The 25,199-nt window shown below is 50.5% G+C and carries 30 protein-coding genes, 1 tRNA gene and 1 other annotated feature; all 31 genes read right to left on the reverse strand.

Annotated elements, in window-relative coordinates; all coding sequences use genetic code 11:
- Positions 1–9 precede the first annotated feature (9 nt).
- Positions 10–378 (reverse strand): RidA family protein, encoded by a 369-nt coding sequence (locus KO087_RS05115; protein WP_421949890.1) that lies wholly within the window; start codon positions 376–378, stop codon positions 10–12.
- A 2-nt stretch (positions 379–380) separates the two neighbouring features.
- Complete coding sequence (gene rsfS / locus KO087_RS05120) at positions 381–737, reverse strand: ribosome silencing factor (RefSeq protein ID WP_215508229.1); 357 nt, start codon at positions 735–737, stop codon at positions 381–383.
- A gap of 29 nt (positions 738–766) precedes the next feature.
- On the reverse strand, positions 767–1,660 hold the full coding sequence (locus KO087_RS05125) for an LCP family protein (RefSeq protein ID WP_215508230.1): 894 nt from the start codon (positions 1,658–1,660) through the stop codon (positions 767–769).
- Positions 1,657–2,220 carry a bis(5'-nucleosyl)-tetraphosphatase (symmetrical) YqeK gene (gene yqeK / locus KO087_RS05130; RefSeq protein WP_215508231.1) on the reverse strand — a complete coding sequence of 188 codons (564 nt, stop codon included), beginning with the start codon at positions 2,218–2,220 and terminating at the stop codon, positions 1,657–1,659. The genes KO087_RS05125 and yqeK overlap by 4 nt, the downstream gene beginning before the upstream one ends.
- The gene (nadD, locus tag KO087_RS05135) at positions 2,217–2,825 is read right to left on the reverse strand and encodes a nicotinate-nucleotide adenylyltransferase (RefSeq protein ID WP_215508232.1); all 609 of its coding nucleotides are present in this window, start codon (positions 2,823–2,825) and stop codon (positions 2,217–2,219) included. Before nadD ends, yqeK begins: the two co-directional genes overlap by 4 nt.
- A gap of 2 nt (positions 2,826–2,827) precedes the next feature.
- Positions 2,828–3,118, reverse strand: coding sequence for a ribosome assembly RNA-binding protein YhbY (gene yhbY, locus KO087_RS05140; protein WP_215508233.1), 291 nt, complete (start codon positions 3,116–3,118; stop codon positions 2,828–2,830).
- 7 nt (positions 3,119–3,125) lie between these two features.
- Positions 3,126–4,397 (reverse strand): GTPase ObgE, encoded by a 1,272-nt coding sequence (gene obgE / locus KO087_RS05145; RefSeq protein WP_215508234.1) that lies wholly within the window; start codon positions 4,395–4,397, stop codon positions 3,126–3,128.
- 112 nt (positions 4,398–4,509) lie between these two features.
- On the reverse strand, positions 4,510–4,800 hold the full coding sequence (rpmA, locus tag KO087_RS05150) for a 50S ribosomal protein L27 (protein WP_215508235.1): 291 nt from the start codon (positions 4,798–4,800) through the stop codon (positions 4,510–4,512).
- On the reverse strand, positions 4,801–5,130 hold the full coding sequence (locus KO087_RS05155; protein WP_215508236.1) for a ribosomal-processing cysteine protease Prp: 330 nt from the start codon (positions 5,128–5,130) through the stop codon (positions 4,801–4,803). It lies immediately after the preceding gene.
- The gene (gene rplU / locus KO087_RS05160; protein WP_215508237.1) at positions 5,130–5,438 is read right to left on the reverse strand and encodes a 50S ribosomal protein L21; all 309 of its coding nucleotides are present in this window, start codon (positions 5,436–5,438) and stop codon (positions 5,130–5,132) included. The genes KO087_RS05155 and rplU overlap by 1 nt, the downstream gene beginning before the upstream one ends.
- Positions 5,439–5,449: 11 nt before the next feature.
- Positions 5,450–5,515 (reverse strand) — a sequence feature (ribosomal protein L21 leader region).
- A gap of 23 nt (positions 5,516–5,538) precedes the next feature.
- Positions 5,539–6,720: a ribonuclease E/G gene (locus KO087_RS05165; RefSeq protein WP_251374925.1), complete on the reverse strand. Its 1,182-nt coding sequence runs from the start codon at positions 6,718–6,720 to the stop codon at positions 5,539–5,541.
- The gene (locus KO087_RS05170) at positions 6,704–7,375 is read right to left on the reverse strand and encodes a TIGR03936 family radical SAM-associated protein (protein ID WP_215508239.1); all 672 of its coding nucleotides are present in this window, start codon (positions 7,373–7,375) and stop codon (positions 6,704–6,706) included. The genes KO087_RS05165 and KO087_RS05170 overlap by 17 nt, the downstream gene beginning before the upstream one ends.
- Positions 7,365–9,218, reverse strand: a complete 1,854-nt coding sequence (locus KO087_RS05175) for a TIGR03960 family B12-binding radical SAM protein (RefSeq protein ID WP_215508240.1) — start codon at positions 9,216–9,218, stop codon at positions 7,365–7,367. The genes KO087_RS05170 and KO087_RS05175 overlap by 11 nt, the downstream gene beginning before the upstream one ends.
- A gap of 25 nt (positions 9,219–9,243) precedes the next feature.
- A complete protein-coding gene (locus tag KO087_RS05180) occupies positions 9,244–9,888 on the reverse strand; it encodes a MinD/ParA family ATP-binding protein (protein ID WP_215508241.1) in 645 nt (214 codons plus the stop codon).
- 2 nt (positions 9,889–9,890) lie between these two features.
- Entirely contained in the window at positions 9,891–13,115 is a 3,225-nt protein-coding gene (locus KO087_RS05185; RefSeq protein ID WP_215508242.1) for a penicillin-binding transpeptidase domain-containing protein, read from the reverse strand.
- Positions 13,108–13,602, reverse strand: coding sequence for a hypothetical protein (locus KO087_RS05190; RefSeq protein ID WP_215508243.1), 495 nt, complete (start codon positions 13,600–13,602; stop codon positions 13,108–13,110). Before KO087_RS05190 ends, KO087_RS05185 begins: the two co-directional genes overlap by 8 nt.
- Complete coding sequence (gene mreC / locus KO087_RS05195; RefSeq protein ID WP_215508244.1) at positions 13,599–14,438, reverse strand: rod shape-determining protein MreC; 840 nt, start codon at positions 14,436–14,438, stop codon at positions 13,599–13,601. The genes KO087_RS05190 and mreC overlap by 4 nt, the downstream gene beginning before the upstream one ends.
- A gap of 3 nt (positions 14,439–14,441) precedes the next feature.
- Entirely contained in the window at positions 14,442–15,155 is a 714-nt protein-coding gene (radC, locus tag KO087_RS05200) for a RadC family protein (protein WP_215508245.1), read from the reverse strand.
- On the reverse strand, positions 15,145–15,702 hold the full coding sequence (locus KO087_RS05205; RefSeq protein WP_215508246.1) for a Maf family protein: 558 nt from the start codon (positions 15,700–15,702) through the stop codon (positions 15,145–15,147). The genes radC and KO087_RS05205 overlap by 11 nt, the downstream gene beginning before the upstream one ends.
- Positions 15,699–16,202, reverse strand: coding sequence for a Gx transporter family protein (locus KO087_RS05210; RefSeq protein ID WP_215508247.1), 504 nt, complete (start codon positions 16,200–16,202; stop codon positions 15,699–15,701). Before KO087_RS05210 ends, KO087_RS05205 begins: the two co-directional genes overlap by 4 nt.
- Before the next feature lie 2 nt (positions 16,203–16,204).
- Positions 16,205–16,582, reverse strand: coding sequence for a NusG domain II-containing protein (locus KO087_RS05215; protein WP_215508248.1), 378 nt, complete (start codon positions 16,580–16,582; stop codon positions 16,205–16,207).
- A gap of 141 nt (positions 16,583–16,723) precedes the next feature.
- Entirely contained in the window at positions 16,724–17,908 is a 1,185-nt protein-coding gene (locus KO087_RS05220; RefSeq protein ID WP_215508249.1) for a hypothetical protein, read from the reverse strand.
- Positions 17,909–18,278: 370 nt separating this feature from the next.
- Positions 18,279–19,214, reverse strand: a complete 936-nt coding sequence (locus KO087_RS05225; protein WP_215508250.1) for an RnfABCDGE type electron transport complex subunit B — start codon at positions 19,212–19,214, stop codon at positions 18,279–18,281.
- Positions 19,215–19,226: 12 nt separating this feature from the next.
- Positions 19,227–19,802 (reverse strand): electron transport complex subunit RsxA, encoded by a 576-nt coding sequence (rsxA, locus tag KO087_RS05230; RefSeq protein WP_215508251.1) that lies wholly within the window; start codon positions 19,800–19,802, stop codon positions 19,227–19,229.
- 11 nt (positions 19,803–19,813) lie between these two features.
- Positions 19,814–20,407, reverse strand: a complete 594-nt coding sequence (gene rsxE / locus KO087_RS05235; RefSeq protein ID WP_215508252.1) for an electron transport complex subunit RsxE — start codon at positions 20,405–20,407, stop codon at positions 19,814–19,816.
- Positions 20,408–20,416: 9 nt separating this feature from the next.
- Positions 20,417–20,998, reverse strand: a complete 582-nt coding sequence (locus KO087_RS05240) for an RnfABCDGE type electron transport complex subunit G (protein WP_215508253.1) — start codon at positions 20,996–20,998, stop codon at positions 20,417–20,419.
- A complete protein-coding gene (locus KO087_RS05245; protein ID WP_215508254.1) occupies positions 20,999–21,991 on the reverse strand; it encodes an RnfABCDGE type electron transport complex subunit D in 993 nt (330 codons plus the stop codon).
- A 12-nt stretch (positions 21,992–22,003) separates the two neighbouring features.
- Positions 22,004–23,329, reverse strand: a complete 1,326-nt coding sequence (rsxC, locus tag KO087_RS05250) for an electron transport complex subunit RsxC (RefSeq protein WP_215508255.1) — start codon at positions 23,327–23,329, stop codon at positions 22,004–22,006.
- Positions 23,330–23,584: 255 nt separating this feature from the next.
- The gene (locus tag KO087_RS05255; protein ID WP_215508256.1) at positions 23,585–23,797 is read right to left on the reverse strand and encodes an acyl-CoA carboxylase biotin carboxyl carrier protein subunit; all 213 of its coding nucleotides are present in this window, start codon (positions 23,795–23,797) and stop codon (positions 23,585–23,587) included.
- Complete coding sequence (locus KO087_RS05260) at positions 23,794–25,038, reverse strand: carboxyl transferase domain-containing protein (RefSeq protein ID WP_215508257.1); 1,245 nt, start codon at positions 25,036–25,038, stop codon at positions 23,794–23,796. Before KO087_RS05260 ends, KO087_RS05255 begins: the two co-directional genes overlap by 4 nt.
- Before the next feature lie 60 nt (positions 25,039–25,098).
- Positions 25,099–25,185 (reverse strand) — tRNA-Leu (locus tag KO087_RS05265).
- Positions 25,186–25,199: the final 14 nt, after the last annotated feature.

Raw genomic sequence — 25,199 nt, forward strand, 5'->3', positions numbered from 1 at the left:
CCGAAGATGCTATTTTACGCGCGCAATGGCTTCCGCTTCGATGACCACATTTTTCGGAAGGGCGGTGACGGCGACGCAGCTGCGGGCCGGCTTGTGTTCCGTAAAAAATTCCCCATAGACTTCGTTGATCGCCGAAAATTGATCCATGTCCAAAATAAAGAGATTCACCTTCATGACGTGGTTTAAGTCGGAGCCGGCGGCTTCCAGGAGATTCTTTACATTCGTAAGGCATTGGCGCGTGGCTTCTTTGATGTCGGTCTTGACTTCCCCGGTTTTCGGATCCACGGGAATTTGACCGGATAAGTACACGACGCCGCCGTCTTCCACCGCTTGGGAATAGGGACCAATGGCCGCCACGGTTTTATCCGTTTGAATCATTTTCATTGGTCTGCCTCGCTTTCTTCCTTGTCTTTGCTCCACAGCCGTTCCAAATTGTAGAACTCACGCATATCCCTATGGAAAATATGCACGATGACGTCGCCGTAATCCAAAATGATCCAGCGGGATTGGCCGTTGCCTTCGTGATGGTAGGTGTGATAGCCCGCCTCGGCCATTTTATCTTCCACTTCTTCGGCGATGGCATTTAATTGAGGTGTCGAGCCGCCACTGATGATGACAAAGTAATCGGCAATGGCCGTCATGTCGCGAATATCCAAGGTTTGAATATCCGCACCTCCTCTGGCATCGGCGCTTTTTTCGATAATGTCTAACATGGCTTGAATCGTGTCTTTGCTCATAATAACCTCCTCTTTTTATTTGTACCCTATTATTTTTGCTTTACGTTCATTTTGTAGAATAATTGGTCTGTCCCATCGAAGTCCACGATGTAATAGCTCAGGCCGCCGATCATGTCCGCCGTGCCCGGAACCGTCGCCGTTTGGAGATTTTCCTCGCCGATGGAGACCATGGTCAGGCCCATGCGGGATACTTTCGACAGGGGCATATTGCTCGTGGTGTTATCCATGTAGCTCACCAAGAGAGAGGGCGCATGAAGCACCCCTTTGGAGCTTTTCACTTTTTGTACAAAGGCGGACATAAATGCCTGTTGCGCCTTCACGCGGTCTAGGTCGGCATTTTTGTAGCCCTTCCTGAAGCGCAAAAACTGCATGGCCTGATCCCCGTTCAGGTGTTGATGGCCTTTTTTCAGATGAATAGACAAAGGCGGATCCGCCGAGGGATCTTCGTAGTCCATGTCCATGGGCACATAGACGTCGATGCCGTCGACGATGTTTACCACGTCTTTCACGAAGGCGTAGTCCACGACGATGTAATAAGGAATATTTAAGTCGAAGTTTTTATTTACGGTTTCCAGGGCCAAATCGGCCTTGCCGAAGGCATAGGCGTGATTTAATTTCGTCTTGCCGTGATCCTTGATTTTCACACGGGAATCCCGCGGCAGGGAAATCAAGGATGCCGTCTTATTTTCTCCGTCCACATCCAGAACCATCATGACGTCGCTACGGGTATTTTGTGCTTTTTTAGAATCTAAACTGTCCACGCCAATTAAGAGGACCTGAAATTTTTCATTGCTGTTTTTTAAATCGCTGATCCAGGTCTTCGCCTCGGAATCATCGCCCATATTCGTGTAAAAATTCAGGGCTGCGACGGCGACAAAGACGATTAACAGCGTGAGGAAAAATCCTCGAAAGAAGCTTTTCATCTTAATTTCTCCATGTAATCATTGTAACAGCGGACGGTATCTAAATGAATGGTGGTGCCGCGCTCAATCAGAAAGAGCAAATTGCCCTGCACCGAAGCGGCCATGGCCTCAGTCAAGTCGGCTTCGGCTTTTTTCCGCAAATCTTCCACGCCGTCGAAGTTTCGCATGGGCTCCAGGTAGTCGGCTAAAAATACCACCTCTTCCACCGGCGACATGTTTTCCGTCCCCGTGGTGTGGTAGCGAATGGCCCGAAGGATTTCCTCATCGTCGATGCCGTAGTCGACTCGCGCCGCCTCCGCCGCCACATAAGCGTGGAGCACTTGTGGAAAGGCCTTAAAACTGTCCAGGTCCTTCACCTGAAGGCGCCGGGCCTCTTGCCACAAGCGGTCCTTGTCCTTGAATTTACAAATATCGTGAAACAAAGCCGCCGTCTTCGCTTTTTCTACATCGACGCCGTGAATTTTTGCGAGCATCTCCGCCATTTCCGTGACGCGCAAAATATGTTTGTATCGTTTTTCGCCTATGGCTTCGACGATTTGATCAAATGCTGGCCCTTTCAATAGATGTAAAACCTCTTCTTCCTGATATAGGCCATGACGTCGTCGGGAATGAAATACTTCACCGACTTGCCTTGGCGTATGCGATTTCTTAAGCCCGTGGAAGATATTTCCAATAGGGGCGTATCGATTAACACAACATCTGCATCGTAGGTGGTTTTGAGGTGGCGAATTTCCTCGCGAATGGCTTCTTTCGTAATCGCCCCGTCCCCGGGACGCACGGCCACGGCAAATTGTGTCAACTTCGCCAGGGCGTCGAAGCGCTTCCAGGTCTTTAAGTCCTGTAAAATGTCGGAGCCTAAGAAGAAGTAAAATTCCGCTTCCGGATAGATTTTCTTCAGCGCCGTCAAGGTGTCCACGGAATAGGTGGTGGTGGTTTTCGTTACTTCCAGATCCGACGTTTCGAAATAGTAATTTCCCGCTACGGCAATGTCCACCATCTTGAGGCGCTCCTTGGCGGTGACGGAGTAATCCCGTTTGTGGGGGGCGTTGCCCGTAGGAATAAACAAGACCTTGTTTAAGCCCAAGTGGGCACGCATGTACTCGCTCATCATTAAGTGGCCCATGTGAATGGGATTAAAGGAGCCGCCCATGATCCCGATTTTCATACTTACTCCAGAACAATGACGGGGTCTTCTTTGGCGGGGCGGTAGAGGGTGAGCTTGCTGCCGATGCCTTGGACGAACTCCGCATTCAATGCTTCGGTGAGGGTGGCCGCCGCCTCATTTAATTCCACCGCCGTGTTTTGCAGAAGGGCGATCTTCACCAATTCGTGGTCTTCAAGCAAATGATCGATTTGCTCGATCACCCCCGGCGTTATGCCGTTTTTTCCGATTTGCATCAACGGCTTCATGCCGTGTGAAAGACGCTTCAGTTGCGCCCGTTGTTTTCCTGTAATCATAAACTCCCTACTCGAAAAATTCAAATTCATAATCCGCAATAAAAACGGATTGGCCTTCTTCTATGCCCAGCTCCCGAAGCTTGTCGATGACGCCGTTTTTCCTGAGGTTTTCTTGGAAATAACGCAGGGAATCCCTATCATCGAAGAAGGTGGAGCCCAAAAGGCGCTCGATGTACGGGCCGTCGACAATGTAGCGGCCGCCTTCTTTTCTCACCGAAATGCCCGGTTCTCTCTCTTCTTCTTCCACATAATAGTCCTCGTCCAAGCTGTCGTATTCGATGTCCGTGTTTTGAAGCACCTCATAGACTTTGTAGAGCATGGGCTGAATATCTTTGGTGGTGGCGGCGGATCCGGAAAAGACCGTGTAGCCCCGTTCTTCCAGTTCGCTGCGCAGTGCCGCTTCCCTTTCCTGCGCCTCGGGCAGGTCCATTTTATTAATAAAGACGATTTGCGCCTTGTCCTTTAATGCAATGTTGTAGTCTTCAAGCTCCCGATTAATGGCCTCGAAATCCTCCAGGGGATCCCGATAATAGGCGCCGCTTCCGTCCAGAACGTGGATCAATACGCCGCTACGCTCCACGTGTCGCAAAAAGTCGTGGCCCAAGCCCACGCCATCGGAGGCCCCTTCGATGAGGCCTGGAATGTCCGCACAGACGAAGCTCTTCCCCGGGCCCAAATAGACCACGCCTAAATTCGGCGAAAGGGTGGTAAATTCGTAATTGGCGATTTTCGGCTTCGCACTGGAAATGACGGAGAGCAAGGTGGATTTACCTACATTGGGAAAACCCACGAGCCCCACATCGGCGAGAAGCTTCAGCTCCAAGACAATGGTGCGCTCTTGGCCCTTAAAGCCCATTTGCGCAAAGGTCGGTGCCTGGCGGGTGCTGGTTGTATAGCGTGCGTTGCCCTTGCCGCCGCCGCCCCCTTGGGCGATGACGAAGCGTTGGCCCGCTTCTTTCATATCGACGATGATTTTATTCGTCTTCTCATCCCGCACCAAGGTGCCTACGGGAACTTTCAACAGTATGTCTTCGGCATCGGCGCCGAATTGTTTTTTGCTGCGGCCGTTTTCTCCGTTTTCCGCTTTATAAACCCGCTTGTAGCGAAAATCCATAAGCGTCCGCATGTTTTCGTCGGCGACGAGTACGACACTTCCGCCGCGCCCGCCATCGCCGCCTGCCGGCCCTCCGGCGGGAACGTATTTCTCTCTTCGCCAAGCCACAGCGCCGTCACCGCCGTTGCCGGCTTTTACCGTAATGGTACACAAATCGACAAACATCTCACACCCCCAGTATGATTGGTATTATATCACAGTCCGATTTATGAAAAGATCTCCCATCTCTAAACTATGTATAAGAAAAAATAAACCGCAGATTTCTCTGCGGTTTTTCTTATGCTAATTCTTCTACGGGAAGAACGTTAACTACTTTTTTCTTTTTACCACGACGTTCAAAGGAAACGCGTCCGTCGGCGGTGGCAAACAATGTATCGTCGCTGCCGATTCCTACGTTTAACCCGGGATGAATCTTCGTGCCTCTTTGACGTACGAGAATGTTGCCGGCTAATACGTGTTGACCGTCGCCTCTCTTTACGCCGAGACGTTTCGATTCGGAGTCGCGACCGTTTTTAGAACTACCCATTCCCTTCTTCGAAGAGAAGAGTTCAAGTGTAAACAGAATCATCTAAACCTCCTGAGTCTCTATTTTAATGTAATTTTCGTATGCACTTTCAATGGCCTTTAAGCCTACGACCATGGAACGAAACAAAAGCTCCGTTTCATGGGACACGATATCCTCCGGCAGGCGAATGCTCACATAAGCTTCCGACTGTTCGAAGGCCATGGTGTCTTCGTCGATAGAAAGCAAATCTTCCATGGACAAAACACAGGTCAAGGTGAGGGCGCTGACGCCGTGACAGACGATTTCGCCTACCTCGTCTCCCTCGCCCGCATGATTGTTCGCCGAAAATCCGAGGATTTTTCCGCGGCGGACAAATAAAGTGACCGTTGTCATTACGCCAAGGATCCGATTTCTACCAGTGTATACGGTTGACGATGGCCACGCTTAATGCGTTCGTTTTTCTTCGCTTTGAATTTATAAACAATAACCTTTTTGTCTTTGGCTTGTTTTAAAACTTTTGCTTCGACTTTGGCATCGGCGACGTAGGGCTTGCCTACATTCACACTGCCGTCTTTAGCGACGAGAAGCACCTTGTCAAAAATGACGGCATCTCCTTCGTTGGCATCGAGCTTTTCAACTTTCACTAAGTCGCCTTCGTGAACGGTGTATTGCTTTCCGCCGGTTTCAATAACTGCGTACATTGTAGCACCTCCTCTTTACAAGACTCGCCCCGATAGGTGCTATGCTTTTAACCTATAGGGTGCGGTTACATCACAGTATATTACCACATCCGGCCTCGAATTACAATTCTTTCTCTTGTTTTAATTTATTTTTTACGGCTTCTCTGTGTCTTTTTTCCGCCGCCTGAAGCTGTTGCTCAAAGGGCAACTCTTTTCGCTCCCGTGCGATTTCGAAAAGGCCCATGGCGCTGAAGCCGTAGACTGTGGTAATCATGGGTCCTTCCGACAGGGCCTCTTTCATGAAAGCCGTAAGGTCTGCCATTTGCGCCTCGCTCATGCCGTGAACGAAATCCACGACGATCATGCCGCTTAAATTTCTGAGATGAATCTGCTTGGCGATTTCCTTTGCCGCTTCTCTGTTCACTTCCATGCGCATGGCGTCGAAAGAGCCTTTCTTTTTCACCGCCGCCATGTTCACATCCGCCACATAGGCGCCTTCCGTGGCATCCATGACCACATTGCCGCCGGATGGGAGGGGCAGGGTCTTTTGAAAAATAGCGTTCCACTGGCTGCGCCATTTGGCCGTGGAGCGAATGCTGAAGGACGGATCCACGACGCAGTTTAAGTATTTGGGCAAGCGGGCAATGAGCTTCTTGTCGTTGACCACCATGGGAAGGTCTCTGTAGCGATTGAGCACATCCATGCCTCGGTCCTGAGTTAACAAGAGTTGGCTCTTCGGAAGAAAATTCACGGAGGCCTCGATTTTTTCCATTAATTCACGCAGGTGTTCGTACTCTGCGGCCATGTGGCCCGGCTGACAGGCGGCGGCTTCCGTTCGAATAATCATCCCCGCCGAAGCCTTTAGGCCATTGGCCCAACCCGTGAGGCGCTTTCTTATCTCCACATCGTCGATGCGCTTCGAGATGCGAATCCCCGAAGACTTCGGCAAGAGGACGATGTTTTCGCCCCGAAGGCTGTAATCCATGGAAAGCACGGCCCGCTTTTGATCCAGAGGCGATTTCTTTACTTCCACAATAATGGAGTCGCCCCCTTTTATTTTGTCCCGATAAGCTTTGGGATAGACGTTTTTCATGGGCAAATACCCGGTGTCGTCGCCTCCGAAATCCACAAAGGCGCAGTCCATGGCCGGCAAGACGTTTTTCACGTAGCCTCTGTAAATATTTCCCACTTGAGAGGAATTGGACAGGAGATGAATCTCCCGTATGTCGCCGTCGGAAATCAGGCCCATGATTTTCGGCTCTTCCCCGTCGGCAAACAAATAGCTACTAGAGCCGTACTTCATGATCGTCACCGTCCCAACTTTTGATTCGACGAATTTGAATGTAGTCAATGTCCACGCCCCGCGTTTCGAATAAGCCCATTAAAAAGCGGTCGGGCCGCAAATTTCCGTTGCCCCCTGCCCGCAAGACGGCGTAAAGGGCGGCGCCATCCGCTTCTTCTTTCCATGCCAGGGAAAAGATGCCGTCTTTAATGTCTTCTTCCACGACGATGCGCTTCTTGCCTTTTTTCTTTCGACGACGAACGAGGATCTCGTCTTTTTCCATGGCTTCATCGGCCATTTTTTTCAGTTCGTCGACGCTGCCGTAGTGGGCCGCGGGAAAGAAAAAGCGGTACTCTGTCTTAGCGATGCGTTCAAACACCGACTTGGGATCGAAATCCGCTGTGGCTTCGATGATCTCCATGCCCACGGGCAAGGCAGAATTTAGCGCCGCTTTAATCTCTTCGGGATCGGCGCCGTCTTCCACTTCCATGTCCATTACTTCGAATTCGCTTTCCATGCCTACGCTCAAGGGCTGGGCGATGGAAAGCTTTTGATGGGGATTAAAGCCTTCGGACCAGAGAATGGGCACGCCGGCTCGTTGAATGGCCCGATTAAAAAGGCGGATCGTATCTAAATGGGAAATGAATTTTATCATGCCCGTCTTTTTAAATGCCATGCGCAGTTGCATGAAATTCACCCCACATTTCGCAATTTTCGATGCCGCAACCGTTGCATTTTTTGCGGCAATCCGGCGTGGTCATCGCCGCCTTGGATTTTTCGTACTCTCGCCACAAATAGGCCTTCTTCACGCCAATGTCGATAAAGTCCCAGGGAAGGATTTCGTCTTTCTCCCGCAGGCGATTGGCGTAAAAGTCGCCGTCGATGCCCACTTCCCCCATGGACTTGACCCACACGTCGTAGCGGAAAAATTCGCTCCAGCCGTCGAAGATCTGACCGTTTTCGTAGGCGCGCAAGATGAGTTTGCCGATTCGCCGGTCGCCGCGGGCCAAAATCCCTTCCATGCGGGAAAGGTAGGGCTCGTGGTATTGGAATTTCACCTTCGGATCCCGCACCGCCCCTTTCACGGCGTGGATCTTTTCGAAAAATTCGTCGATGGTGTCCTGTCTTTCCCACTGAAAAGGCGTAAAGCCCTTGGGCACGAAACAGGAAGCGGAAGCGGTAACGCGGAAATTGCCCTGAATTTCTTCTTTGGGCCGATTGAAAAAGGCGTCTTTCACCTTATAGGCCAAGTGGGCGATGCCTAAGACGTCCTCCATGGTCTCGCCCGGCAGGCCGATCATAAAGTAGAGTTTGATTCGGCTCCAGCCTTCTTTAAAGACGGAATTCACCACCCGCATCAAATCCTCTTCCGTGACGTTTTTGTTAATCACATCCCGCATGCGCTGGCTTCCCGCCTCCGGAGCAAAGGTAAGCCCGCTTTTTCGCACTTTCTCGATCTCCTTGAGCACATCGACGATGAAGCTGTCCAAGCGCAGAGAGGGCAGGCTGATCCCCACGTTTTTCTCCTCGTAAGTGCGGCTCAAATCCTGCACCAGAGGCATGAGGCGGGTGTAATCGCAGGAAGAGAGGGAGGTGAGGGAGATCTCGTCGTAGCCTGTGTTTTTTAAGATGGATTCGGCCATGTCCGTTAAGGTATCGACGCTTCGCTCGCGAATGGGGCGATACATCATCCCCGCCTGGCAAAAGCGACAGCCCTGGGTGCAGCCTCGGAACAATTCGATGACGGCACGGTCGTGGACTGTCTCCAAAAAAGGCACGATTTGCCGATCCAATTGGAAGGTGGCGTTCATGTCGTGGAGTCGCACCCGCTTAATGACGGGCTTCGCTTCGTCCACCATGGGCGTGTGGCTTTTTATTGTGCCGTCCTCGTTGTAGGCGACTTCGTAGAGAGAGGGAACGTAGACCCCTTCCATGGCGGCCAGGGAACGAAGAATTTCTTTTCTGGAACGACCTGCGGCGCGGCCCTCTTTGATCTTGTCCATGACCTGTATGTTTAAATGCTCCCCTTCGCCGATTAAAAAGCAGTCCATGAAATCCGCCAAGGGCTCCGGCGTTGTGGCGCAGGGTCCGCCGGCCATGACGAAGGGCTCGTCTTCTCTTCGCGCTTCTGCGAGCAAGGTAATATTTCCCATGTCCAACATATAGAGAATGTTGGTGTAGCTCATTTCGTATTGCAGGGTAAAGCCCACCACGTCGAATTCCGACAGGGGCCTTTTCGTCTCCAAACTATAGAGGGGAATCCCTTCGTTTTTCATAGCTTCCGCCATGTCCGGCCAGGGCGCAAAGGCGCGCTCGCAGGCGTAGTCCGTTTCGTTCATGGCAAAATACAAAATCTGCATGCCCAAATGGCTCATGCCCACTTCGTACACGTCGGGAAAGCAGAAACAAAAGCTGAGCGCCGCCTCGTCTTTTACCACACTATTTAATTCGCCGCCAATGTAGCGGGCGGGCTTCTCCACTTTTTTTAAACATTTTTCCAGTCGTTGCGCGTCTATCATGGAAACCTCTTTCTAATCACCGTCTCTAGCGCCCTTTTAGAAAAGACCAAAAAGACTTCTTTTCTCCTCCTCCGGCTGCTTTGCCTTGAAGGGAAAAAGACGGTGCTTGTACTTCGTTAAAAAACAGGGCGTCGTCGAGATGCAGGTTTTCGATGCCTTCCAGTGCTTCTCTGTCTCCGGGCTTTAGGCGATTCAACACCACGACCACCTTGGCGGGGCATTTGTTTTGCCGAAGGACAAAGCGAATGCGGTCCAGGTTGCGAACCGAGCCCGGTTCATTGGTCACGACGCAATAGATGACATCGGCGGCCTTGGCCCAATTCACGAGGTCTTTTTCTCTGTAGCGGGACAGATCCACAAAGACATCGTCGTCGCCTAAGCCTTTAACTGCCTTGAAAAAAGCCTCGTCGTCGATTTCTTCCAAATCGTGAAAGATGTTTCCCTGAATGAAATCGTAGCCCTCTCCTTCGATCGCCACGTCGTGCAGGGGCTTTCCCTGAAGAAAGTCCATATAGTCTTCGATGGCATCGGTTGCTTCTTCTAAAAACATATCCTGCACGCGGGTGCGGTTGGAAGCCTCAATTAAAAGGCCCTTCGCCTCTTTGGCGAAATCTCGGGCCATGGTGCTGGTGCCGCATCCGCCCACCGTTGAAATAATGACAGTAATCATGCTTACTCCGTTTCCAATCCCGTTTCCGTCGGGAGGGTTTCATCTTTGATTTCTTTGTAGAAGCCGAAATACTGAGCCAAAACCTGTTGCATAATGGGTCCGCAGTTGGCCCCGTTGCCCCCTTGGAACAAGACCACGGTCACGGCGATCTCGGGATTATCCGCCGGGGCGTAGCCCACTTGCCAAGCGAAAGCGTCGTAGCTTTCCTTGGTGTAGGGGTTCACGCCGGCCCGTTGGGCACTCCCGGTCTTCATGGCCACTTCCACGGGAAACTTTTCAAACAAGTTGGCATTGAGACCTGACAGGGCCACAAGCTTCATGCCTTCGCGAAGGTCTTTATAATACTCGGGCTTTAGACCCACTTGTTTCACTGCCTCTTTTTTGTGATCTTTCCCCGTCAATAAAGTCAGGGGATAAAGATTGCCGCCATTGGCCAGGGCCATGGCGTAGCGCTCCATTTCCACCGGCGTATAGGCATTGGAGCCTTGCCCGATAACCACATTCATGGTATCCGCCATGGTCCATTTGGATTGATCGATGTAGGTGTATTTTAAGAGATCGGCTAAAGGCACTCGCTGGCCCTTGCCCTTCTTCTCACCGTCCACATGTAAATCCTTTAAAAAGGTGTAGACCTCGTCGCGGGTCATGGGCGTCTTGTCGTCTAAACAATTCACCACGGCATTGACTGCCTTGTCTCTTTCCTTGTCGGAACGAATGTCCGCCATATAGACGGAGCGGTTTTCGTTTAGATGGCGACGCAGGAGGGCTTTTAATGTTTTTTTCTTCGACTCGGGATCGGGAATGGTGCCTTTGCTTTCTCGCGGTATGGCAATTTCCAGCCCCGTACGATCCCCTAAACCGTAGCGCTTGGCCATGGCGGCGATTTCATGGGGCTTCACTTGAATGCCTAAGTCCACATTGCGCCGTTGGTCTTTCCCGAGACCCAATGAGTAAAAGTAATAGTTACAGGAATCCCTTAAAGCATAGGCCAAGGTTTCATTGCCGTGTACCTCGCGGCTCTGATTCCACAACCAGCAACCGAAGGTTCTGCCGCCGATGTCCACATAACCGCCGTCGGGAATTTCCATGTCGGGATCCAAGCCTTTTTCAAGGGCCACGGAAGCCGTAACCATTTTAAAAATACTCCCCGGCTGAATCGCCGATTGCATGGCGATATTATAAAGGGGGCGCGGCGCCAGTTGATTGTCCTCTTCCTTGGGCTTTAAGCTTTCCCAAGCCGAGGGATTGATCCCTTTGGCGAAGAGATTGGGGTCGTAGGAAGGATAATTGGCCAGGGCCAACACCTCGCCTGTGTGCACATCGGCCACGACCACGGCGCCGGATGCGGCATTTTTAAAGGCCGTGCCCTTTTCGCGGCTGGTCAGGTAGGAATAGGTGCCCCAAGGCGAGACGTAGGGCGTGGCGGTGCGAATTTGTTGAAGCACCGTGGCCAAACTTTCCTCCGCTTTCTTTTGCAACTCGATGTCGATGCTCAGACGCACGTCGCCTCCCGGCTCTGGCTTCACTTCCCGAATCACGCCGGTGGTGTTGCCCGAGGAATCCACGGAGACGGTTTTTCTGCCGTCGGTGCCCTTGAGCCGATCTTCGAAGACCTGTTCCATGCCGGTCTTTCCGATAAGGTCGTTGCGGTTGTAGCCTCGCTTTTTAATGTACTTGTCGATTTCCTTGTCTTGGGCAATGTTTCCGATATAGCCCAGCACATGGGCGCCTAAATTCCCCTCGGGATAATAGCGAATGGGCTCCACGGAAATATGAATCCCCGAACGATTGGAGAGTTTCTCTTCGATTTTCGCCACGGTTTCGTCTTGAATTTCGTAGGCGTAGTTAATGGGCATGTAGGCGTAACTGCCCTGACTGCCGATGGCGTCGTAGACATTTAAAATGCCGAAGACTTCGTAGGGGCTCAGGTGCTTGTCGATATCGAAGCGGTCCCTGCGGGCTTCGAAAATTTCTTTTGACGAAGCGGCGCCCTTTAAGCCCGCCCCCTTTGCCAGGTCGATGGCATTATTCAATTGGGTGTAGTTTGGCTTTTCTCCGCTGACGGAAATCCCCGTGGCCATGCCTTCGTCAATTAAGTAGCTTTGCACCGCCTCGGCCATGCCGTCGACGGCGGCAAACTCTTTTCTGTATTTCTTTGCCGTGATGAGTTTCACCAATTGTGCGTTGGCCAAATTGCCCTTTTTATCCACCACCACGGTCTTGTCGTTTTGTTTCTTTAGTTCCAGATCCGCGCCTTTTTTCACAGCAAAATCCACACTGTTTTTTAATACCTTCTCATCGGAGAGGAGGAATTTTTCCGGATTGCGCTCCTTTAAAACGGCGATTAAATCTTCCGCCGCAGTCGAGGACCAGCTGACCTCGGGGGAGATGTCCATGAGCCGCACTTTCGCCTGAATGTAGCCGTCGTAGTATTCGTTGCCGTAGCTTCTCAGGCCCACGGAAGGCACGTCGTTTTTCACAATATCATAGGCCAGTTTACGGCCGATGGGATGAGCCAATACCTCTTCCACATACATGGGGTGGTCAAGCAAAAAAGCAATTAAATCCTCGTCGGCACCGGTGGTTTGGGCGAATCCGTAGCGTTCCTTAAAGCGGGCGGCCTTTTGCGGATCCGAATACGCCACCCGAGTGCCTACGCGAACCATGCCCCCCTCTTGAAACACCCGTTGGCGAAGCAATTGGTTTAATACGGAATAGCCGTAATGGCTGCGGTAGGGCTTTTTCAGGCGACTGCCGAGAAACGCGGCGAGCTTTTCCTTGTTCATCAAGGCATTCAGGACCAAAGACTTGGGCGCATCGCCGCTTTTGTAGTCGTTTAAATCGCGATAGACCAAGCTGTTTAAAAGAATGGGATTGGCCTTCATATAGCCTGCCCCGTCTTCTTCCAAGTAGCGACTCAAAAGTAGGTAGGCATTGTTTTTCTCTTCCCGCGTGAAGCGCTCCAGCTCGTCTTTTCGAATTTGCACGGCAAAAACGGGGCGGTTTCCCGCCAAAACGACGCCGTTTCGATCGCGAATCTTTCCCCGCTGCGCCGTAATGGCAATGTCTTTTACCCGCCGCTCGTCGGCGAGCTTGCGGTATTTGTGGCCTTGAATCAAGGTAATATGAAAGAGTTGCAGCAAAAGAAAGATAAAAAGAACGGCCATGACCGTGGTAAAGATCTTGTAGCGATCCCATGCCTTCGCTTTTTCCCAAAAATTATGCATCGCTATCCCTTCCGAGCACTCTGTAATCTGTAACTTCCTTTAAAAAATAATGGCTCATGACCGCGCCGTAGATTCCCGTGGAAAGGGGCACGGTGAAAAAGGTGTAGGAATCCACCATGCTCACCTCCCAGCCGAAAATCATCAGCAAAATGAAAAAGACCAATTCCGCCACAGCCGCCGTCACGGCGACAACCACTCCGGTAGCCACAGGCGCCGGATGGGGAATGAGGTGATCCCATCCGTAGGCCGCGGCAAAAAACATGCCGTGGAGTAGCACATAGGGCCCGATGGCCGCCGCTACTGCCCCGTCCATGATAAGGGCGGATACAAAAGCGAAGGCCAATGCCCACTTTTTGTTAAGGCGAAAAAGGATAAATAGAGCGGCTGCCGGCAAATAGCCCCGCAGAATCGACGGCAAACTTTGAAATAGAGGCGACATGTAAATAAATGGCGTGAGAAAAAGAAGCGCGTCGCTTACTCGTTTCATTTCCCACCTGCCAATACAAATACCCGGTAGATGTTGTGGAAATTAATGCCACTGTCCACCTTAATGTTTTTCACCATTTTATCTTCGTCGGTGCTCACTTCGCTGACGGTGCCGATGTACATATCCGGCTCGTAGCCGTCGCCGATGCCCGTGGTAAAGAGGGTATCTCCCACCACGATGTCCGCATACAGATCAAAGGCATAGCCCTCCAAGCGTCGGTTTACGCCGCGGAGCACGCCGCCGTCGGAGGTGCGGATGCTTCTAAAACTAATGGCGTTTTCTTCGTCGATGATGCTCCGCACCTGAGCGGAAAAAGGCGTCACCTTGGTGACATAGCCGATAACCCCTTCCGCCGACGCGTCGTCGCCCTTGGTCATGGGAGCGATGACCGTGTCTCCCACATGAATGCCCGCCTTGGAGCCTTTGTTAATGGTAAAGCGGTGGAAATACATCCCTGAAGACTTCGCCGTCACCCGCGCATCCACGGCGCCGAGCTTTCGGTTGTTTCGAATGGCGTAGGCGTTGGACAAAAAGGTGGAGCGATTGACAATGTCTTCCAGGTTTTTATTTTCTCTTTTCAGTTGGGTCAGCTCTTTTTTCATGCGCTTATTTTCGGCGCTTAAGGAGGTAACGTGAATCAGGCTTCTCGCCCCTTCTCCCACGTAGTTCAGACCCGTGCCCAAGGTGTCGGTGACGGGGCTTGCGGCGGTAGACACGGCGAAATCCAAATTGCGCAGAATGTCGGCGCCGTAAGGGGTAAAGCCGAAAAACAAAAATAATAGGACGAGGGCCCCGCGCTTAATCCAATTTTTCTTTAATTCTACTAAGGGCTTCATAGCCTATAACGCTCCATCTTCTAAAAAACTGTAAAAACTGTGATCGCCGACGATAATGTGGTCCACGACGGGTATGCCTAAAAGCTCGCCCGCCCGCTTCAAGCGCTCGGTGAGGCTTCTGTCTTCCGAAGAAGGCCTGGGATTGCCCGCCGGATGATTATGTACCAAGGCGATGGAATGGCATTTCTTGCCGATGGCCCCTTGAAAGACATCCCGCGGGTGAACCACAGTGCAGTCCAAGGTGCCTCTGGAGATGCACTCCACAAATTGCAACTCCTTCTTCACGTTCAGGCCGATGACGCGAAACTCTTCGTGCTGAAGCCCCATTAAATCCGGGGAAACGAAATCCGCAATGGCTTTCGGCGTGTTTAGGGGCACGGCTTGGCCCATGGGCCGACGCATTCTCCGCGCCATTTCCACCATGCCAACGAGGCGGGCGGCTTTGCTCTTTCCGATGCCTTTGACGGAGAGAAAATCGTCGTAGGTGCCGGTGAAAAGAGAGCTCAGGCCCTGACGAGCCGGAGACTTGCTTTCCAAGCTGTCGATAATATCCTGTGCCACCTCGATGGCGGTTCTGCCCATGGTGCCGGTGCGCAAAAAAAGAGCCAAAAGTTCGCTGTCGGAGAGGGCTTCGGCGCCGTAAGTCATGAGCTTTTCCTCAGGCAGCGTGGCGTGATCGTAGTCCAGAAGCTTTTTCTTTTCCCCATTATCGCTCATGGCCCACTCCTTTCAATTGCTTTTCAATGGATGCCACGTGCATGCCGATGACCGTGTCCATGGCTCCCTCTACCGTGATCTTAAATTCGTCGATGTCCTGCACGCCATAGGCCCCCGCCTTGTCCATGTAGGTGTTTTTGTCTAAATAGGCCTTCATTTGCGCCTCGGTAAAATCTTCAAAGTGCACGAAAGACTGATCGTAGTCTACGTATTTTTTCTCGCCTAAAATGGCGTAGGCGCTGATAACCCGGTGCGTCCGCCCCTTCATGGCCAAAAGCATTTTCTCGGCCTCGGCGCGGTCTTTCGGCTTACCTAAGATTGTATCGCCCAATACCACCACCGTATCCACGGCGACGACCACATCCTCCGGCCGCTTTTCTTTCACGCACATGGCCTTTTGAAGGGCCAATTGCATGGTGTAGATCTCCGCAGGCGACAAACGCAAATGCCTTTCATCGTAGTCCGGTTTTTCTATTTCGAAAGTAAATCCTCCCTCCGCCAAAAGTTTTTTTCTGCGGGGAGATGACGAAGCCAAGACTAAGCTCATAAACGCACTCCGATCTTTTGTAAATGACGACTGACATAAATGGCCGCGAGGCCCACGAAATAGCCTGTAAATAATCCTAAAATCAAGAGGAGAGGCAAATAGGTCAAAAGGCCCATGTTATGAACCATGACAATGGCCGTGGTGATCTGTCCCACATTGTGGAAGAAGGATCCGATAAAACTGATGCCGATGAGTGTGGCGCTCTTAATGGTTTTTAAGGATAAAATCATGGCCAAAGACGAAAGCAGGGCGCCGGTGCCGCTGTAGAAAAAGCTTGTCACATTGCCGGTGACGAGCATCAAAAGCACGCTTTTTAATATGGCCACGACGAAGCCTTCCTTGGGCCCGAAGACCACGATGGTCGTTAAAATCACCACATTGGAAAGGCCCAGGCGTGCTCCCGGCAGGGGCACGGGCAAGGGAATCATGGTTTCCATAAAGCCCAAGGCCACGGCCATGGCGATCATTAATCCTAAAAATATTTGTTTTCGACTATCCATGCTTACCTCAACAATAGATCCATGGTGGGCGTCTCGTCGCTTTTGATTTCAGCGATGATGCGGTGGGGAAGGCAGACAATCATCTCTCCCGGCCGCTTAATAGGCGCCATATTTAAACAAATGCCGTCGGGGCAGTCGGACTCCGTCATCTTTGCCCCATTTTCGTCAATGGTCAATTTATTTGTGCCGCCGTGCGAGTGGAAAACATACGTCTTTCCTCTGTGGGCGTCGTCCATGGGAATTTTCTTCACTTCTTTGCCGTCGATTTGCACGCTCACATAGGCGTGGGCCGCTTCTTTTTTCGGAATCAACTGCGTCGCACCGAGGCCCAAGGCGACGACGAGAATAACGAAGGCGATGATCACATCGGTTTTATTCATGGCTCCCCCCTTTTTCAACATTTAATTATACCATAGATAGGCAGCGGAAAAAGAAAGGCTCTATGGGAAAAACAAAAGCCCCGGCATGAACTATTGCCGAGGCTTTGGAAGTCCGTTCTATTTTGTTGCTTTCTGAAATTATCAAAATTCGTTTTCCACAACTTCATCCGGTGAGTCGTAACCCGGGGTCGTAATTCTCTCCCATCTTCCCGGGTCATACTTGCCGCTTTTAATTACCATCGTCCCTTTTACCTTTTCGTAGTCAATAGAGAAAATTGTTTTTAAATCTTCAATATCAATATAGAAAATACCATCTTTCACAAAAGGCTTATTTTTAGGTCTAAAGTATTCGCGGGTTCCCGGGGGCGCCTCATAGAGTTCATCAATACTTATAAAGATGTTTTTCTCACTATAATACGCATCGAAATACTCATCTCCCTTGCCAGGCCAAGCAACCAAGAACCAAGTCTTTCCATCCCCGGCATCCTTATAGTAGGTTGCCGGATCGTTGTAATCTCCCGGCAATTCTCCTCTCGGCGTATCAGTAACGGGCATGTATTTTACAAATAGCAGATTCATCTCGCCAAAAGGATAATAGGTAACCCCATCTTTGACGATAACATCCACCGTCCCCGCATCTTTTCCTTCAATGTTCAACGGCACTATAGCGCTTTCTATATTTTTGTGGGCCTTCTTTTCAGCTATCACGAATTGGCGGCTCTTTTGATCGTAATCATAGGTCATTTCTCGTTCCTTGCGCACGCCGCCGGCTTCAGTATTTTCTATATAGGTTTCGTTGTTTACGAAATGATCGCCGACTTTGTCGAAGAGATCGATATGAGACGAAATGTCCGGCTCGTAGACCTCGTTGTCCTTGACGCCGTAGAGATAGCCCATGCCGCCCGTAGTGAACAACTTTCTCAGATAGAGATAAGCGTCTTTTCCGACCACCAAGAGATGGGGGTTGTCGTCAAATCCGTCTTCTTCCACACCGCGAACTTCCCGGGGCTGTAAATCTTCGTCAATATAAATAAGCTTTAAGCCGTCATCCTTTTTCACAATGGCATAGGCGGCGAGCTTGCCGTTGTCGTCGTAGTCGTCAATCCACAAACATTTTTCACCCTCGTCGGTGGTGTAAATGGATAAATTGTCTTCCGCATATCGGCGAATGGCTTTTTCATTGTATCCGCCTTCATTCGCCTCACCCGTTTTAGGCGCACCGCCGGTGTCGCGCGAGGCGATTTCGTTGAGAATGGGGCGCGGCTTGGCACTGACGCACCCGGTGAGCAAACAGGCAATCAAAAAAATGGACAAATAGCGTTTCATAAAAACCTCCTGCCGTTTTTATTTATATTATATCATTTTAAATAATAAAATCAGCCGTTTATTTCTTTCATCCGTAAAACAGCAGGATCATTCGTTTTTTTCGCATAAATTCTTTCAATTTTTATCGGTTCAGTTGATTCTTTTCATGATCAGGCAGAAAAAAACGGCGATGCACCTCTTCAAGGCCCTCTCCTTATCCCTCATCTTATTACTGTCTTTAGCCACAGAAAAAAATGACGTACCATAGAGCCTTTCTTCCTGAAAATCCAGTCATGGAAATCTCGGCACAATCCGCACTTTTCAGACCTTCCGGAAAACATAAAAATAGTGCCGACGAATTCGCCGACACTATTTCTGATCTTCAAACGACTTATTGCACTTTGCTGTTGTCGTCAGCGGCGACGACTTTTTCTTTTTCAGCTGCCTGTTGAGCGGCGGCTGCTTTCTTTGCTTCTGCAGCTTGCAATTTCTTTTGTTTTTCTTTTTCCTTCATTTTTTCGACGCGTTCAGGGTATTCTACGAAGATAGCACCGGTGGGGCACTTGGATGCGCAGATACCGCAGTTGATACACTTCGAATAGTCGATGGATGCCAAGTTGTCTTCGACGTGGATTGCGTCTTTCGGGCAATTCTTTTCGCAAAGACCGCAGGCGATACATCCGATGGAGCAGTTGGTGCGAACAACTTTGCCCGGATCGTGGGTCGAACATTTAACTTCGGTTTTTTGTTTGTAGGGCATGAGGCCAATAATGTTTTTCGGACAAATGTCGATGCATTTCTTACAAGCGACACATTTTTCCTTGTCGACGGAAGCGATGCCGTTGATAACGTGGATGGCGTCGAATTCACAGACGCTCACACAGGTGCCGCCGCCTAAACAACCGGAAGCACAGCCTTTGGATCCGCGCGCATAGTCGCCGATCAAACGGCAGTCTACCAGACCGCTGTATTCGTATTTGTTCTTGGACTTTTCACAGTCCCCTTGGCACCGAACGACGGCAACTTCTTTTTCAACGTCGCCGGCCGCTTGGCCCATAATTTCGGCTACTTTTTCAGCTACTTCTTGTCCGCCGATGGCACAGCCGTTGACCGGTGCGTCACCTGCTACGATGGCATCTGCCATACCGGCACAGCCCGGGAACCCGCAGGCCCCGCAGTTGGCGCCGGGAAGTGCATCAAGTACGTTTACGACGCGAGGGTCCATGTCTACGGCAAAGACCTTATCGGCAAATGCCAACACAGCACCGAGGAGAAGCCCCAACACGCCTAAAATAATGACCGCATAAATTACGTTTTGTGCATTCACGTGAATCGCCCCCTATACTAATCCTTGGAATCCCATAAAGGCGATGGCCATTAAACCGGCACTGATCAGCGCAATCGGGACACCTTGTAACGGTTTCGGAATCGGCATGATTTCCATACGTTCACGAAGGGCACTTAATAAGAGCAGTGCGAGGGTGAAACCGATGGATGCACCTAAACCGTTAATGATGGCTTCGAAAAGATTGAATTCACTTTGAATGTTCAATACGGTAACACCTAATACCATACAGTTGGTGGTAATCAGGGGTAAGAAGACGCCCATGGCAGAGTACAATGCGGGAGATGATTTTTTAATAAACATTTCTACAAATTGTACTAAGGACGCGATAACGAGAATGAACACGATGGTTTGTAAGTATTCCAAGCCGAAAACGTCTAAGACGAAATGTTGGAGTAACCAGGTAACTGCCGATGCGATGACGACGACGAAGGTAACGGCGACGCCCATGCCCGTAGCAGTTTCAGTTTTAGAGGATACGCCTAAGAAGGGGCAGATCCCGAGGAACTTCGCGAAAATATAGTTGTTAACTAAAATGGTCGATATAAGAATCGTTAAAATCGTTGACATAGTCTACCTCCCTACGCTCTTTTAGCCATGATGCCGCGGTAGAGGGCAATCCACAGACCTAAGAGGATAAATGCACCGGCGGGGGAAGTGAAGATTCCGATACCGGGATAAGATTGAGGGAAGATTTGAATATCCATCAGCGTGCCGTGACCGAAGAGTTCTCTGACCACAGCCATAGCCAACATGGCTAAAAGATAGCCGATACCTGTCCCTAAACCATCGACGATAGACGGAACGACTTTGTTTTGATAAGCAAAACCTTCCGCTTCACCTAAGATACAGCAGTTAACGACGATCAAGGGCAAGAAGATACCCAATGCACTGTAGATCGCAGGGCTGTATGCGTGCAGTACCATTTCAACTAAGGTTACAAAGGCTGCAATGACGACGATAAACGCGGGAATCCGAACATTATTCGGAATGACGTTTCTTAACATACTGACAACGGCATTGGAGCAGATCAATACGAATGTAACTGCAACCCCCATGGCGATGGCGGAGGAAACGGCCGTACTAATGGCCAATACCGAACACAGGCCGATCATTTGCATAAAGATCGGATTGTTTTTGAAAATACTATTCGTAAAAACTTTTCCTAAACTCATAACTACCCCCTACTTTGCGCTAATTTCTTCGTAAGCGGGAAGAATGGCATTAATTCCCTTGAGTACGGCGGTAGATGAAATAGTGGCACCACTGATCATCGGAATTTCATCTTCGGCTTGCGGATTCTTATTCCCTTTGACTTCGCCATTCTTAAAGGACTTGCCTACGAATTGATCGAAGTAGGGTGCTTCGGTAATTTGCGTACCGATACCGGGTGTTTCGGCGTTTTGAATGTTTCTAAAACCGGCAATGGTTCCGTCATTTAAAAGACCGATGGCATTGGTCATGGAACCGCCATAACCCTTGCCCGTGTGGTTGATACCGTAGCCGACAATTTCGTCGCCTTTTTTCGCTACGAAAACATCTTGAATTTCTTTGTACTTTTCGATGAGGGCTGCTTTTTTCGCTTCATCCAAGGGTTCGAATTTATCGGCCTTATCGCCGTAAATTTCTTGGTAAGCTTGAACAGACTTCTCGAATTCAGCTTTTGCGATAACTTCAGAGGTAAAGCTGTTAACTACAGCTAACAGTCCTGCCGCAATTGCGGAAATAACCAATAGGACAAGACCTGTCTTTAAATAATTCTTCATTTACTTCGCCTCCCCATAAGCTTCCGTTTTTGTCAAACGTTCGATCAAGGGGCTTGCTACGTTCATAAGAAGGATGGAGTAGGATACACCTTCGGCCATGTTGCCCTTCATACGAATGACGGCCGTTAAGATACCACAGCCGATGGCGAAAATGATTTTGCCTTTATCCCCTTGGGGCGTAGAACTGTAGTCCGTCGCCATAAAGAATGCACCGAGGAACAAACCGCCGCCGAGAAGTTCGTAAGGAAGTAATTCCGTACCGATACCGAAAACCAAGAGGAAAACAGCCGTCGTTGCAATGTAAATAACGGGGATCTTCCAGTCGATGACTTTGCGGGCGAATAAGTAGCAGGCACCGATTAACAAGAGAAGGGCGGAGGTTTCACCGATAACCCCGCCGATGTTACCGAGGAACATATCCTTTAACGGCGGAAGGGCATCTAAGTGTTGACCGGCCTTAATGATGGTAAGGGGCGTTGCTGCCGATGCGGCATCGGCGGTTTCAGCCACTTTTGCCATCGCGGGTGCGGTGTAGGTTGCCATTAATGCGGGCCAGGATAACATCGCCATGGCACGACCGGCCAATGCCGGGTTAACAAAGTTGCCGCCGATGCCGCCAAAGGCTTCTTTTACGATGACGATGGCGAAGATCGAGGCAATTGCGGGTACATACCAGGGTACGCCTGCAGGCATGTTCATGGCGAGCAGGAGCCCGGTTACGACGGCGGATAAGTCGCCGATTTGAGATTCTTTCTTCGTGATTTTTTGGAAGAGGAATTCACTGCCGACACAGCAGATTACACTGATCAGATAAATAATAAGTGCCTGCATTCCGAAGAAATACACACTGCCTACGACGGCCGGTGCCAATGCGATGATGACATCGCGCATAATCTTGGTTACCGTGTCGTTGGAACGAATATGGGGCGCTAATTGTACGAAGCGTCCGTCTCCTTGTAAATTAGGAGATTGGGCTTTTACATTTTTTTCCATGACTACCTCCTATTATTTACGAGCATTGGCGCGCACTTCGCGTTTAGCGAGTTTTGTCGATTCGCTTAAATAGCGCTTTGCGGGACATACAAACGAGCAAATGCCACATTCCATGCATTGATCCGCATGGTATTCCTGACATTTGTCAATTCGATTTCTCAAAATCGATGCGTTAATACGCGTCGGGTTAATATTGGCCGGGCAGTGATCCACGCAGCGACCGCATTGGATGCAGGGCCCTTCTTCCATGTCATCGATTTCAACATCGGTGAAGGCCAAAATACCGGAGGTCGTCTTGGTTATGGGCGAAGTAAAGTCGAAAATGGACTTCCCTGTCATGGGGCCGCCGCAAATAAATTCGACGACATTATCTTTCACGCCGCAGTAATCCAAAATATCTTGTACCGGCGTACCGACACGAACCAAAAGGTTCTTCGGATGTTCGATACCGGAACCGGATACGGTAAGGATCCGTTCGATGGAAGGCATGCCTTTGGCGATTAAATCGTAGTAGGCTTTCGACGTTTGAACATTGGTCAAGAAGACGCCGACGTCGTTGGTGACGCCGTTTTGCGGAACAATACGACCGCAGATCGCTTCCGATTGACGTTTGGAATCCCCTTGGGGATATTTGGTCTGCATCGTAGCTACCTTTAAGGTCGGGTATTCGTTTTTAACCATTTCGTTGGCCTTTTCAATGGCGTCCGGTTTGTTTTGTTCGATGGCCAAGTAGGCTTCATCGGTTTGATAAAGGTCTTGGAACAATTTTAAGGATGCAAATAATTCATCGGCTTGTTCCAACATGAGGCGGTGGTCACAAGTCAAGAACGGTTCACATTCAGCGCCGTTTAAAATAACGATGTCCAATACCGGGTCATCACTCTTCAATTTTGCGTGAAGCGGGAAGCCGGCACCACCCATACCGACGATCCCTGCGTTTTTAACCAAGGATACAATTTCGTCGATACTCATGTCTTTGTAATTTTCCACCGGTTTAACGGAAGGATCTAAATCATCCTTGCCGTCGTTTTCGATGACGACCATATCCGTGTACATACCGTTGGCAGCATAACCTTTTTCAATGGCGATAACTTCGCCCGATACACTGCTATGTACGGCCGCGGAAATAAACGCGTCGGAATTACCGACAATTTGCCCTCTCAGTACGTGGTCCCCTACGGCAACCGTAGGTTTACACGGCGCACCGATGTGTTGGCTCATAGGAATTCGAACCAACTTCGGTGAAGGCAGAACTTCAATAGCGACTCCTTCTGTCAGCTCTTTGTGTTCATCAAAGTGAACGCCGCCCACAGAAAAAGTGAGATTCGTCTTTGCCATTCTTTCACCCCTTGCATTCTAAGAAATGAATCGCCGGGCAAGCGTTTTGCCTGCAACTACAACGGACATACTTTTCAGTTTTCCGTCGCTCGGCTCTTCAGCTTTCATCTTTCCCTATCTTATCAAAATCGTTATAAAAAATCTAGTATTTGTCTAAAATGAACGTATAAAATACGGCAGTCATTTCCGAAAACGGGGAAAAGACAAGGGCCGAGGAATTTTTTATACAAAATAAAAATTTTGAAAGAGAAAAATTTATCGCGGATCCAACGCGGTAATGATTTCCCCTCTCATTACCGCACTTCCTTCTTCTACCTTCCATTGAATAATTCCGTCCGTCGGTGCGCAAACAGGCAGTTGCATTTTCATGCTCTCGAGGACACAGAGAACGTCGCCTTTTTTGACTGCCGCTCCCGATTGAAAACAGCGCCGGAGTATTTTTCCCGGCAAGGGCGCCCGCACGATCATGCCAGTACCTCCCTTAATTTATATCTGAGTTCATCCGCCGTGAGAATCTCATCGATCAGCCCGTTTTTTTGAGCCGCCGCCGCAGAAAGATGCATGGCGCGGTAGCTCGCTAAATTTTCTTTGTCGAGATGCAAAATTTCCGCCGCAAGGTCCGCCCCCATCACGCCGATTTTTGCCTCATTCAAGGCGAAGTACGCGGAGGCGCCCATTTCCCTGCACCCCATGGCCATGTAGGCGCCGCCCAAAACATTGCCCACGGCGACGGTAATTTTTTTCTCGTCGTGATTAAGGTAGGCCTCGATCATGGCACCACCTGCCCGCAACACGCCCTCGCCTTCCGATGCTGTTCCCGGTAAAAAGCCCGACGTATCCGCCAAGCTGATCACCGGCAGGCGAAAGCGGCGACAAAGATTGTAGAAAGCCGCGGCTTTTAACGCCGCCTCTTTATCCAACACACCCGCCGCCACCTTGGGATTGTTGGCAAAGATGCCTACACGCACGCCGCCGATGCGTCCCAAAAGGGCCGTGGCATTTTGCGCCCATTGGGGCCACAAGTAAATGGCGCTCCCTTCATCGACAATGGCGCGAATGATGCCCGCCATGTCTCCCGTCGCCGGGGCCTCGCCGCCTGAAGCCGAAGTCGCCTGCTTTTGTCTCAGAAAAGCCATGAGCGACCGACAGTCTTCCGCCATGCCTTCTTCCGAATCCGACAGAAGAGGAATGCCGCCCCTTTCAGCCACAGCTTTCGCCCCGCCCATGGCCGCAAGCGTCGTCTCTTCGAAAATAGCGCGGGCCACGATTTTCGGACCGGTGAGGCAAAAGGCCGATGCCCCTTCCACGGCCAGTACCACATCGCAAAGGCCAGCCATGTAGGCCGCCGCACCGATTGAGGGCCCGTAAGACAAATACAGCCGCGGCGTGTCCAATGCTTTCAGTGCGCGAAAAACCGACCCGGCACCGGAAAGAGACAGTTGGCCGCCAACCATGTCGGCTCCTGCCGATTGAGATAACAGGACCAAAGGGGCGCCCCCTTCCCCGGCCAAATGAATGGCACGCACCAGAGACGCGCCTTCGAAATAACCCAGGGCGCCGCCTTTTTTCGCCGGATCAAAAGCCGCCAACACCACGGGCTTCTCTGCGATTTTCGCCGTGGCCACCACAACGGCCGATTGGTTTTTCTCTATGTAGTGAATGCTTCCTTCATCGGCAAGGGCTTCGATTCGACCATAAACTTCTTTCATGAGACCACCTCCTTCATTTATTATACGCAAAAAGCCGCACGATAAACGTACGGCTTTAAATGGTGCGGGAAAAGGGACTTGAACCCCCACGTGCATACACACACATGATCCTGAATCATGCCTGTCTGCCAATTCCAGCATTCCCGCTCACGATAATATAT

The sequence above is a fragment of the Peptoniphilus rachelemmaiella genome (genome assembly GCF_943169845.1).
Lineage (GTDB): Bacteria > Bacillota > Clostridia > Tissierellales > Peptoniphilaceae > Aedoeadaptatus > Aedoeadaptatus rachelemmaiella.